Below are 11510 nucleotides of genomic sequence, written 5' to 3'. Positions count from 1 at the left end.
CTCCTGTCGCTCCAGCTGCACCTGCTGCACCAGTGCTGACTTAGGTGTGTTTTGCACTGCCTCCCATTTCTCGTGTCCAAGAAATGGGAGGCAGTTCATTTCAGAAAAGGCGGTCTGACAATCGCAAAAAAGCGTTACTTATGCAGTCTGCATCTTTGCACGTGTCTCATCAATGATGGCACGTACCTTAGCTGCGTTAGCGGCAATCTCCTCTTTTGAGCCCTTAGTAAGCAGGCTTCCCATGCCGCAGCAATCAACGCCACGCTCAAGCCACTCAGCAAGGTTGTCAAGATTAATGCCGCCAGAAGCCATCAGAGGCATCCAAGGAGTTGGAGTCTTAAAGAGGTTAACCAGCTCAGGACCATAGACGTTAGAAATTGGGAAGCACTTAATAAAGGCAGCGCCCATCTCAAGACTGTGGTTTGCCTCGGTCATAGTAGTGCAACCAGGTGCGTAAGGAATCTGATACAGGTTACACATACGAGCAACCTCATCAGAGCCGCAGTTAGCAACAATGAACTGAGCGCCAGCCATGATAGCAAGACGAGCGGTTGTTGGCTCCATAACAGTACCTGCACCAACAATCATCTTGTCGCCAAGACGCTCTCTAATTGCAGCAATAACCTCGCCTGCGTTTGGCAGGGTGTAGCTAATCTCCATTGCATGAACGCCGCCTTCTGCAAGACCCTCAGCAATTTCAATACCACGCTCAACTGTTGGGACGCGAACAACTGCAAACGCACAGGTATCTACCAGTGCCTGAGAAACAGCAGCTTTCTGCACCTTCATATACAACATCTCCTTGTAAATGTATCTCGCTCTACCCTATTGAGCTGGCGAGAAACCCGTTTTTTGTTTCTTAGTTATGAGCAATTCCGTAATGGTCAAGCATTGCATAGATCTTCTCGTCAACACCCTCTGCAACCTCGGTAACGGGGAAACGAGCAGGACCAACAGGGTATCCAGCAAGCTCAAGAGAACGCTTAAGCGTCTGAGGGGTGCTTCCAAGGTGAAGGATGTCGCGAATTGGCTCAATCTCTGCCTGCAGGCGAGCTGCTTCCTCTGCATTTCCTGCCTCAAGAGCCTTCCAAAGGTCAACGACAACCTTAGTAATAAGGTTTGCGGTACCTGCAATAGTACCCTGAGCTCCAAGAGCGTGGGCCTCAGAGATCTTTCCGTCAGAGCCAACAAGTACGTCTACGCCGTGACCAGCGGCAACGTCCAGATAATCCTTGAGGTTATCAATGTTGCCGGAACTGTCCTTAATACCCTTGATGTTCTCAATGGTTACCAGCTGCTCAACTGCCTCTTTAGAGATGTTTTTGCCGGTACCCTTAGGAATGTTGTACAGAAGGACAGGAATCTTAACGCTTGCAGCAACTGTCTTGAAGTACTCGACCAGCTGCTGATCAGAAATGCCCAGGAAGTAAGGGTTGATGACAGAAAGTGCGTCTGCACCAATTGCCTCTGCCTCACGGCTCATGTAGAGAGCCTCTTTTGTTGAGCAAGCGCCGGTTCCTACATAAACAGGAAGACGACCTGCGGTTTTCTCGATAATAAACTTGGAAAACTTGATCTTCTCGTCAGGATTACAAACGTGGAACTCACCGTTAGAACCAAACGTAAAGATACCGTCAGCGCCCTCGGAGATAAGCTTTTCTAGAAGCTGCTCAGCTGCTTCGTAGTTAATAGACTGTTCTTCGTCGCGGTTAAACGGCGTGACCATAGGGACAATAACGCCCTTAAATGTTGACATGCAAACTCCTCTGTGCGTATTGCAGTGTTTATCTGGGGTTATTTGCCCTCGCGAATGGACGCGCCAAGAGCTCCACCGGGATGCCACTTAACGTACTGCTCTGGGTTAAGGCCGTACTCGTTTTGAAGCAGGATAGAGAGGCACTGGAGCTCCATAATCTCAGCCAGAATCGAGGCGCGTGGAGGCTTGTTCATGGAATCGCCCTCCTGCTCAACGCCTGCAATAAGGGCAACCTCTGCCTCGTTTGCCAGCCACGAGTTAGGATTTCCGGTCAGCGCAATAATGTGCACGCCAACGTTCTTGAGGCAGGTAACGGTAGCCTTGAGCTCGCCTGTCTCGCCGGAGTTGGAAATAGCAATGACCACGTCACCAGGACGAGTCTGACCAGCAGATCCGTGGACACACTCGGTACCGTGAAGCTCGTAGGTTGGAGTTCCAGTTGACGAGAAAAGCGATGCAGCATAACCGGAGACGTGACCTGGCTTACCAATACCGGTTACGTGCAGACGGCCGCCCTTTGCCTCTGCATCCAAAATAAGCTTTTTAGCTGCAGAAAGCGCATCAAAATCAATGCTCTCTACATACTGATGAAGCGACTTTCCCACAATGGAGAGAAACTCCTGAACCTGCTCTTTTTCAGTTGCCATTACAACTCCTTATCTGTCTGTGAGGCAGCGCTCAAAGACACTTACTACATGCTGAGCTAACGCGTCTCTTTGACCTTATGCTGAGCCATAAGCTGCTCAATCTGCTCTTGAATTTGATCAAGCGTGGCGGCCATAAAAGGACGGTTAATGTCTACAAATTCAAATCCGGAAGGATGGCTTACCCAAGCGCCTTCAAGAAGCAGGCGGAGCGCCTTGCCCTGTCGAATGAGTTTGTAGCTTTTAATCTTGGTATAAGGAACGACAAGTGCTTTTCTCTTGTCGGATTTTGCAAAGATAAATACGTTTTTCTGTCCAAAATCAATAACATGAATGCCGCTGGCAAAACGACTAAAGCGTTTTCCCATGGCTCGTGATGCAAACCACGTAATGGTGAGTCCTGCAATAACACCAACAAGACCCAAAATGTTGCCACTTACATTGGCGTAAACCCAAAAGAAAAACGTCAGAGCAAGAGCAGCAAACGTCAGGAGCAAATACAGAATTCCCTGAACCATCAAACGAGTTCTATCTTCAAGAACTTCTAGAACTAACTGGTCTTTGGGAAGCTCTGGAGCAGGCTGTTTGTCAACGCTGAGGCCAAACATATCGCCAAGCACTGACTCAGTAACACTTTTGTTGTTCTTCTCGTCTGCCATGTTTTTCCTTGTTGTGAAGCTTTTAAAAGGGCGCCCGCGGGCTTTCCACGAGCGCCCTAAGAAACCGTAGAGCTGAGTAGGTGCTACAGAAATCTAGGCTTAGGCAAGACCAAAGAGTGAGCCGATGCCGTAGATGATAGAACCAACGATGTTGTAGTCAACGTTAGGGAAGGATGCCTCTGCAATTCCCAGCTGAGCAAATGCAGGATAGAGAATCAGAGGACCAGCGGTCAGGAAGATACCAACCAGGAAGGAGCCAAGAAGAGCACCGCGCCATCCACCGTAAGCGTAACCACAAACGCCGCAAGTACCACCAGAGAAGAAGCAGATGCCTGCTGCAGGAATCATGATGGTTGGGCTGTGGAATGCAACCATAAGCGCCATTGCGACAAGGCCACCGAGGAAGGAACCGATGAAGCCGATAATGACAGCGTTTGGTGCAAATGGGAAGATTGCAGGGCAGTCGACTGCAGGACGTGCATCTGGAATGAGCTTCTCGGAGATGCCGACAAATGCAGCGGTAATCTCAGCAATGAACTGACGGACGCCGTAAACAAGAACGGACATACCAGCAGCAAACTGAAGACCAGCAAGGAAAGGCCAAATCCACCACATATCGTTACCAAAGTAGCTGGTGAATGGCTTGTTGTTTGCAAGGGTGTCGCCAAAGTGACCGGTGACAAGGCATGCAATAGTAACAACGTAGAACAGAACAATCATGAAGAGAGCAACGGAGAAGACAAAGTCCTTGAAGAGCTTGAAGAACTCTGGGAGCTCCTTAGCTTCCTTCTCGCCCTCCTCCTCGTTCTTCTTAGCAAAGAGCTTTCCAACGTAACCGGAGAATGCATAACCAATGCAGTTGAAGTGGCCGATTGCGATGGAATCTCCACCAACAAGCTTGTTTACGAATGGCTGGCACAGCGAAGGTAGTGCAGCACCGCAGAAGCCGAGGATAATACCACCAAGAACAATGGTGACCCACATTGGGAGACCAAGAGCAATGAAGACCAGTGCGAGTACGCAGGAGAAGTACAGGAAGTGCTGACCAGTCAAGAAGACGGACTTGAATGGGGTAATCTTGGCAAACACAAGGTTCATGATGAAGCCAAGGACCATTACAAGAGCAACCTCAGTACCATAGGTATTCAGTGCAAGAGCAGTTGCGACCTCAACCTGGGTTACAACGCCCTTAACAGCGAATGCACGACTAAACATGTCGCTGAAGATGTTGACCTGAGCGGACATAGCGCTAGAACCAATGTTGAAGATCATGAAGCCAATAATGGTCTTCACAGTTCCGGAGAAGACGTCCACAGCGGACTTCTTCTGCAGCAAGAGGCCGACAAGAGCAATAATGCCCATGATGACGGCTGTATCTCTGAGCTGCATGAGAATTGCGTTGAGCATGCGTAATCCCTTTCAGCAAATAGACCAACGAACCTACTCAGATAAGTTCTCTAAATCAAGTGACAAGTACCTCTTGTCAAAGGTTTGGCGAGAGCTTCTCGCCGAAGGCAACTCATGTTGCGTATGACAAGAAACTCCCGCCAAAAAGATACAAAGGGGAGCTTATGCGTTGTGCTCTGCGAGCCAAGCGGTGAGCTTTTCCTTCATCTCTGCCTTGTCGACAATGTTGGTAATACCAACTGCAGAAGGAACGCGATCGTCAGCGTTGAGTTCATCGGTGAGGTCAGACATGGTGATAACAAGATCGCCATTGAAACCAATCAGGGAATCCAGATTACCGTGCTCAGTCTCGATTGGAAGATCATTCTCTTTGATGACCTGGTCAATCTTGATCTTGAGCATCATGGAAGAACCCATACCTGCACGGCAGCAAACCAGTGCGTGGAACTTCTTATCAGCCATTACAACCTACCTTCCTTTGCGTGGACAAGGTCCACAACATCTTTTGGTGACTGAGCTTTTTCAAGCTGAGCGAAGAAATCTGGATCGCTCAGCAATTCAACAAGAGACTGAAGGGCACTAAGGTGGCCTTCACTATCTTTTGCTGCAAGTGGGAAAAGAAACTTAACTGGATCGTTGTCTTTGCTACCAAACTCAACGGAATCCTTAAGCACGGTAATGCCTACTGCAGACTCAAGTGCGCCGGACTCAGGACGTGCGTGTGGAAGAGCAACATGCTCGGTAATAACAATATAAGGGCCAAGTTCGTTGACACCTTTAATGATGTCATCAACATAGCCCTCAGTTACTTTTTTGTTATCAACGAGTGGTTGCGCAGATTTTCTAATTACATCTTCCCAGTTAGAAGCTACAACATTGAGCTGCACCAGGTCTTCGGTAAGGAGATCACTTAACACAGCACCACCTTGCCTTTCTCTTTATGAGACACATTGGCCCAAAGCCGTCTCATGACAAGTCTTAATAACTTGATAATATGCCATGAAATGTTCTTAACTTCAATCAATTTTACTAAAACAGTTATCAAAGTTGTTCATATTTTTTCAGCTTATCTTTTGTCCAAGTAACTATACAAATGTTCATGTTTTTATGAACGTAATTGAAGCGCCTTCTATTATCCCATGTAAAGTTTATATGTTAAATTTTTTATAATCTAAAACATTCATATATATTCATACTATTATTTTCTGAAATATCTTGATATCCTACTACTGATGTTCTATTTTATTGATGAATGAACACTCAAAGAAAAAATGTTGCTCATAAAGGGAGGGCATTTATGAAAAGGAGTAAGGCTTACGTAGATTCACGTCGCGAGGCAATTACTGAGCTGCTAGAAAAAGAGGGACAAGCAAGTGTTTTAGAGCTTGCTGATCACTTTGAGGTCTCTTCTTTAACTATCAGACGTGACCTGGACTTTCTTGAGAAGCGCGGCATCCTGACTCGTCAGTATGGCATTGCTACCCTGCTTAATCCTTATGGTCGTCCTTCTGGCTCAAGGCAGATTCGCTCTAACAAAGCAATTGCCCGCGAGGCCGCTCGCTACGTTGAAGATGGCGATTGCATCTTCATCAACACCAGCTCCGTTGCTCTTGGGATGCTTGAGTGGATTGATGCTCACGACGTAACTGTTGTTACAAACAACGGCAAGGCACTGTTGCTTGAGGACATCCACGATCTTTCTATCATCCTTACTGGTGGTGACATCCGTCCTCCACGCGCTTCCATGACTGGTGATACCGCTCTTGAGTGCATCCAGCACATTACTGCTGCTAAATGCTTTTTGGGCTGCACAGGTTTCTCGGGAGAATTTGGTCTTACTTCTGCAACATCCCCTGAGCCAGCAATTAACGCTCAGATGCTCAAGCGCTCTAGAAAGCACTATGTTGTCGCAGATTCTTCTAAGCTGGGCACCATTTCTAACTTCCAGTTTGGCTCTGCAGAAGACATTGACCTTCTCATTACTGATACAGGTGCAACTGACGAGCAGATCAAAGAGCTCAAAGCCGCAGGACTTAAGGATGTTGTCTGCGTCACTCCTTCTATTCTTCCTGCTAAGTAAGACTTGCACTTCATCATTTCTTAAGCGAACACAGAAGGCGACCTTTTACAGGTCGCCTTCTTACATTGCAAAATTTTTACGTGCAATTGTGTTTAATCGCATCCAGCTACACGCACCCACCGAAGTTCAACAGGACCATCTGTCAAGCAACTTGCTGACCAAACAGCGATTAGCAGCGATTAGCTTTCCAAAGCCTCAAATGACTTAAAGCCTTCGCCGATTGCCTCGTGGACCTCTGAAACAAATACCAGTGCATCGGAGTCAATCTCGGAAACGATAACTTTCAGCTGAACAACCTCCGTACGACCAAGAACGCACATCAAAACAGGCTTGTGCGCACCACTCCACAGTCCGCGCGCCTGAAGCTCCGTACAGCCACGATTAAGGTTATAAAGAATCTCGTGAGCGATTGCATCGTGCTCAGAGGAAATAATGTAAACGCAGCGCTCGGACCTTGGTCCGTCGATGACAAAGTCAATCATTTTTCCTGTAACAAAGATTGCCAAGGTAGAATACAGACCGTTTTCTAGCGAGAAGACCGGAATAGCCGCAATAATAATGAGAATGTCTACAATAATGATTGCAGTGCCTGATGGAATAGAAAAACGCTTGGAAACCGCCTGAGCAATGATGTCTGTACCACCGGTATTTCCACCCGCTCTAAATACAAGGCCAAGACCAAAACCACAGATAATACTGCCCCACAAAGCAGCAAGCATAAGATCATTGGCGCCAAGAGCTGGTAAAAAAGGTGCAAATAAATCGACAAAAATACTGGAAATCAAGAAGCCTACAACGCTCTTGAGCAAGTATTTTTTGTTGCCACTTTTTGCAACAAAAGCCATCAAAATGATATTCATAGCGATTGTTTGCATACCAACTGGCAAATCAAAACCAAAAGGCAATGCAACAGCTCTGATAATCGTTGCAAAACCAGTAATACCACCAGCCGCAAGTCCGTTAGGAACTTCAAATACATCAAGGCCAACTGCAAAAATTGCACAGCCAAGGACGATAAAGAACGAATCTTTAAAGGTCTTTTGCCAAGTAGATTTTTGCACACTAATCCTTTCCGCCAACAACCCAGCGATGGTACGCAATGATGAACTGATCAAGATCGCCGTCTGAAAGAACGGACTCTACGTTTCCTGTTTCTGCACCTGTTCTTAAGTCCTTAATGAGCTGATAAGGATAAAGAACATAACTCCTAATTTGATTGCCAAACGAGATTTCTCTCTTTGGACCGCGAAGCTCATCCAGCTCTGCTTCGCGTTTCTCCTTTTCAATCTCATACAAACGACTGCGCAAGATATTCATTGCTGCAGCTTTGTTCTGAAGCTGGCTGCGTTCGTTTTGGCAGGTTACTACCGTTCCTGTTGGAATATGTGTAATACGAACTGCCGAGTCTGTAGTGTTAACTCCCTGACCTCCTGGACCAGATGCATGATAGACATCAATACGCAGGTCATTGGGGCCAATAGCAACTTCAATATCTTCAGGAAGAACGGGTAAAACTTCTACACCAGCAAATGACGTCTGCCTGCGTTTCTTATCGTCAGTAGGAGAAATTCTTACCAGACGATGCACGCCCTGTTCTGCACGAAGCATGCCGTAAGCATTTTTGCCACTTACCGTAAAGGTTGCGCGATCAAGACCAATAACCTCTGCAACAGGAGCGTCGTTGATATCAACTTTCCAACCACGACGATCGCAATATTTGAGATACATGCGAAAAAGCATCTCACACCAGTCTTGAGACTCAAGACCACCCTGACCAGGCTTAATAGTAACAATTGCATCACCATGATCAAGTTCATCAGTAAACCAACTTGAAAGCTCTAGCTCCGATAAATCTTTTTCAAGAGATGCCGCAAGCGCTTGAGATTCGTCGAGTGATGCTTGGTCTCCAAGCTCTGTTCCAAGCTCAAAAGCGGCCTCAGCGTCACCGAGTTTCTCTTTAGCTCTATCAATACCAGCAACATCATCGCGAAGTGATGCTAGTTGAGTCATTATTTTTTGCGCAGCTTCAGCGTCGTCCCAAAAATTGGGACGAGCACTTTCTGCCTCAAGTTCTGAAATTTGCTGACGCTTCTCAGTGAGGTGAAGATATCCTTCTACCTCAGAGAGACGCTCCGCTAAAGCTTGGAGCGAAACAACCTCTGTATCAGCCATTCTTACCTATTTCGGCCGTGGCAGTTCTTAAACTTTTTACCACTTCCACATGGACAAGGGTCATTGCGACCAACGTTGACGTAAGGATTTGGATCGTCAGACTTACGGTAGGTTGATACAGAAGACTGGCTGGCGCCGGTTCCCTGCGGACTCTTTCCAATAGCTGCGGCATTCTTAAGCATGCTCTTGCCTTGCTTAAGTGCCTTTTGATCGCCGTCGGTCTCTTCTCCGCCAGAATAGTGAGCATTCTGGAAGGCCTCTGCCTCAGTATTCTGACGTGGACGATTAACCAACTCAAGGCGAAGAATAGTACGGAGGAAGTCCTCATACATGGTGTTTACCAACAGCGTAAATGCCTCGTATGCCTCGGTCTTATACTCAACCAGAGGATCGCGCTGACCAAAACCACGAAGGCCAATACCGGTCTTTAGGTAATCCATCTCCTGGAGGTATGCCATCCAACGAGTATCAATGACGCGAAGCATTACCTGAGCAGCAAGCTCACGCATAACTTCTTCGCCAAGCTTCTGGGTCTTCTCGTCAAAAGTCTTTTGGACAAATGCGGTGACATCCTCTTCAAGCTGCTCAAACTTGGTGTCCTCGGTAAACTCTGGAAGATCAGTCTTACCAGTAAGTTCAGTAAGCCACTTCTCAAGACCCTCAAGATCCCACTCGTCAGCATCTCCGTAGCAGAACTCCTCGCAAATGCGCTGAGTAGTAGAAGCAGTGACTGTCTCGATGAGCTCCATAAGATCCTTGCCGTCAAGAATCTTGTTTCTCTCTGCGTAAATGACCTGACGCTGCTTGTTCATAACATCGTCGTAATCAAGGACGTTCTTACGCATTGCAAAGTTGACTTCCTCAACCTTGCGCTGGGCGCCCTCGACAAGCTTGGTAACAATCTTTGCCTTAATTGGCATATCGTCTGGAAGCTCATAGCGCTGCATCATTGCTGCAACGCCATCCATGCGATCTCCACCAAAGCGGCGCATCAAATCATCTTCAAGAGAAAGGTAGAACTGGGTCTGACCAGGGTCTCCCTGACGACCAGAACGACCACGAAGCTGATTGTCGATACGACGACTCTCATGACGCTCGGTACCAATAACGCACAAACCACCCGCAGCGGTTACTGCCTCACGCTCAGTAGCGCAGATTTCCTTTGCTTCTTTGTGCGCAGCTTCTTTTTGCTCCTGAGTAGCCTCAGCTGGCTCAATTCCCTGGTTACGAAGGATATCTTCAGCCATGACATCTGGGTTGCCACCCAAAAGAATATCGGTACCACGACCTGCCATGTTGGTTGCAATAGTAACTGCACCCTCACGACCAGCCTGAGCAATAATCTGTGCCTCACGCTCGTGGAATTTAGCGTTCAAAACGTTGTGCTTAATGCCACGCTTAGACAGAATGCGAGAAATACGCTCGGAGTTGTCAATGGAAACGGTACCAACCAGTACTGGCTGACCATTCTGATGGCGCTCTTCAACGTCTCTTACGACAGCTTCAAACTTAGCGTCAATAGTACGATAGACCAGGTCATCGAGGTCTTCACGCTTAACCGGACGGTTAGGTGGAATAACCTGAACAGGAACGTGATAAACCTCACGGAACTCTGCGTCCTCGGTCATTGCGGTACCGGTCATACCGGAGAGCTTGTCGTACATGAGGAAATAGTTCTGGAGGGTGATAGTTGCCAGAGTCTGGTTTTCTTCACGTACCTGAACGTTCTCTTTTGCCTCAATTGCCTGGTGAAGGCCCTCAGAATAACGGCGGCCTTCCATGATACGACCAGTAAACTCATCAACAATCTTTACTTCACCATCAATGACAACGTACTGCTGGTCACGATGGAACATGTACTCAGCCTTCAGCGCCTGCTGAAGGTGATTGACTAGCTGGCCAGTCTCATCGTTGTAGATATCGTCAATGTTGAGAGCGCGCTCGACCTTCTCGAGACCAATCTCTGTTGTCGCAATGGTGTGCTTTGCCTCATCCATCTCAAAGTCAACATCTGGAGTTAATCCACGAACTGCCTTTGCAAAATCCTTATAGGTACCTGCGGATTTAGTGCCAGCACCAGAAATAATCAGAGGAGTACGAGCCTCATCGATAAGGATGGAGTCAACCTCGTCAACGATGGCGTAGTGGTGTCCACGCTGAACACGCATCTCTGGGCGAGTAACCATGTTGTCGCGCAGGTAGTCAAAGCCAAACTCTGAGTTTGTACCGTACGTAATATCTGCCTCATATGCAGGCTTTTTAAGGCTCAGTCGCATGCCGTTCTGCAGAAGGCCAACACTGATGCCCAAGAACTTGTAGATGGTGCCCATCCACTCACTGTCTCGTTTAGCCAGGTAGTCATTGACCGTAACGATGTGAACGCCTTCACCGCTCAGTGCGTTAAGGTAACCAGCAAGAGTGGAGACAAGCGTCTTACCTTCACCGGTCTTCATCTCTGCGATAGTGCCCTTATGCAGCGCGATACCACCGATGAGCTGGACATCAAAGTGACGCTGACCAATGGTTCTTACTGACGCCTCGCGTACCGTCGCAAAAGCCTCTGGGAGAAGATCGTCTAGACTTTCTCCTTCAGCATAGCGAGCCTTGAACTTCTCGGTCTGAGCCTGAAGCTCTTCATCGCTCATTTCCTGCATTGTTGGCTCAAGCGCATTGATCTTCTCGACAATACGCTGATATGCTTTGAGGTCCTTGTCAGCGCCAAAGGACAGAATCTTAGAGAGGAAATTAGGCATAGCTTTTTCCTTGACGTCGGGCATCTATCTTCGGTTGAT

At 47.6% G+C, this 11510-nt stretch carries 11 protein-coding genes; 1 reads left to right on the top strand and 10 read right to left on the bottom strand.

All coding sequences use genetic code 11. The features are described 5' to 3' along the window. Nucleotides 1–138: 138 nt before the first annotated feature. The 7 genes from HMPREF1493_RS01530 to HMPREF1493_RS01500 form a co-directional block, all read right to left on the bottom strand. On the bottom strand, nucleotides 139–789 hold the full coding sequence (locus HMPREF1493_RS01530; RefSeq protein ID WP_035427250.1) for a beta/alpha barrel domain-containing protein: 651 nt from the start codon (nucleotides 787–789) through the stop codon (nucleotides 139–141). A gap of 70 nt (nucleotides 790–859) precedes the next feature. Continuing rightward, nucleotides 860–1756 (bottom strand): dihydrodipicolinate synthase family protein, encoded by an 897-nt coding sequence (locus HMPREF1493_RS01525; protein WP_035427248.1) that lies wholly within the window; start codon nucleotides 1754–1756, stop codon nucleotides 860–862. A gap of 38 nt (nucleotides 1757–1794) precedes the next feature. Next, nucleotides 1795–2403, bottom strand: a complete 609-nt coding sequence (locus tag HMPREF1493_RS01520) for an SIS domain-containing protein (protein ID WP_035427247.1) — start codon at nucleotides 2401–2403, stop codon at nucleotides 1795–1797. 56 nt (nucleotides 2404–2459) lie between these two features. Next, nucleotides 2460–3059: a hypothetical protein gene (locus tag HMPREF1493_RS01515; RefSeq protein WP_035427246.1), complete on the bottom strand. Its 600-nt coding sequence runs from the start codon at nucleotides 3057–3059 to the stop codon at nucleotides 2460–2462. Nucleotides 3060–3158: 99 nt separating this feature from the next. Beyond that, nucleotides 3159–4466: a PTS ascorbate transporter subunit IIC gene (ulaA, locus tag HMPREF1493_RS01510; RefSeq protein ID WP_035427245.1), complete on the bottom strand. Its 1308-nt coding sequence runs from the start codon at nucleotides 4464–4466 to the stop codon at nucleotides 3159–3161. A 162-nt stretch (nucleotides 4467–4628) separates the two neighbouring features. After that, nucleotides 4629–4928, bottom strand: a complete 300-nt coding sequence (locus HMPREF1493_RS01505) for a PTS sugar transporter subunit IIB (protein ID WP_035427244.1) — start codon at nucleotides 4926–4928, stop codon at nucleotides 4629–4631. Further along, on the bottom strand, nucleotides 4928–5383 hold the full coding sequence (locus tag HMPREF1493_RS01500; protein ID WP_035427243.1) for a PTS sugar transporter subunit IIA: 456 nt from the start codon (nucleotides 5381–5383) through the stop codon (nucleotides 4928–4930). The genes HMPREF1493_RS01505 and HMPREF1493_RS01500 overlap by 1 nt, the downstream gene beginning before the upstream one ends. A 380-nt stretch (nucleotides 5384–5763) precedes the next feature. Here HMPREF1493_RS01500 and HMPREF1493_RS01495 point away from each other — a divergent pair, with 380 nt between their 5' ends. Next, nucleotides 5764–6546: a DeoR/GlpR family DNA-binding transcription regulator gene (locus HMPREF1493_RS01495; protein WP_035427242.1), complete on the top strand. Its 783-nt coding sequence runs from the start codon at nucleotides 5764–5766 to the stop codon at nucleotides 6544–6546. A gap of 179 nt (nucleotides 6547–6725) precedes the next feature. Here the strand turns inward: HMPREF1493_RS01495 and HMPREF1493_RS01490 are convergent, their stop codons facing one another. The 3 genes from HMPREF1493_RS01490 to secA are packed head-to-tail and all read right to left on the bottom strand — an operon-like array spanning nucleotide 6726 to nucleotide 11471. After that, nucleotides 6726–7607 (bottom strand): YitT family protein, encoded by an 882-nt coding sequence (locus HMPREF1493_RS01490; RefSeq protein ID WP_035427241.1) that lies wholly within the window; start codon nucleotides 7605–7607, stop codon nucleotides 6726–6728. Nucleotide 7608: 1 nt separating this feature from the next. Next, nucleotides 7609–8718: a peptide chain release factor 2 gene (gene prfB, locus HMPREF1493_RS01485; protein ID WP_035427240.1), complete on the bottom strand. Its 1110-nt coding sequence runs from the start codon at nucleotides 8716–8718 to the stop codon at nucleotides 7609–7611. 2 nt (nucleotides 8719–8720) lie between these two features. Continuing rightward, nucleotides 8721–11471 carry a preprotein translocase subunit SecA gene (gene secA, locus HMPREF1493_RS01480; RefSeq protein WP_035427239.1) on the bottom strand — a complete coding sequence of 917 codons (2751 nt, stop codon included), beginning with the start codon at nucleotides 11469–11471 and terminating at the stop codon, nucleotides 8721–8723. Between the last annotated feature and the right edge of the window lie 39 nt (nucleotides 11472–11510).

The sequence above is a fragment of the Atopobium sp. ICM42b genome, from assembly GCA_000564995.1.
Taxonomy (GTDB): domain Bacteria; phylum Actinomycetota; class Coriobacteriia; order Coriobacteriales; family Atopobiaceae; genus Lancefieldella.
Note: the sequence above shows the minus strand (reverse complement) of the source record. Positions and strands in the feature narration are given on the sequence as shown.

What these genes read in the sequence shown, in the direction of transcription:
- HMPREF1493_RS01515 (WP_035427246.1), bottom strand. Translation starts at nt 3,059, where the DNA reads ATGGCAGACGAGAAGAACAACAAAAGTGTTACTGAGTCAGTGCTTGGC.
- HMPREF1493_RS01505 (WP_035427244.1), bottom strand. Translation starts at nt 4,928, where the DNA reads ATGGCTGATAAGAAGTTCCACGCACTGGTTTGCTGCCGTGCAGGTATG.
- HMPREF1493_RS01495 (WP_035427242.1), top strand. Translation starts at nt 5,764, where the DNA reads ATGAAAAGGAGTAAGGCTTACGTAGATTCACGTCGCGAGGCAATTACT.
- HMPREF1493_RS01520 (WP_035427247.1), bottom strand. Translation starts at nt 2,403, where the DNA reads ATGGCAACTGAAAAAGAGCAGGTTCAGGAGTTTCTCTCCATTGTGGGA.
- ulaA (WP_035427245.1), bottom strand. Translation starts at nt 4,466, where the DNA reads ATGCTCAACGCAATTCTCATGCAGCTCAGAGATACAGCCGTCATCATG.
- HMPREF1493_RS01525 (WP_035427248.1), bottom strand. Translation starts at nt 1,756, where the DNA reads ATGTCAACATTTAAGGGCGTTATTGTCCCTATGGTCACGCCGTTTAAC.
- prfB (WP_035427240.1), bottom strand. Translation starts at nt 8,718, where the DNA reads ATGGCTGATACAGAGGTTGTTTCGCTCCAAGCTTTAGCGGAGCGTCTC.
- HMPREF1493_RS01530 (WP_035427250.1), bottom strand. Translation starts at nt 789, where the DNA reads ATGAAGGTGCAGAAAGCTGCTGTTTCTCAGGCACTGGTAGATACCTGT.
- secA (WP_035427239.1), bottom strand. Translation starts at nt 11,471, where the DNA reads ATGCCTAATTTCCTCTCTAAGATTCTGTCCTTTGGCGCTGACAAGGAC.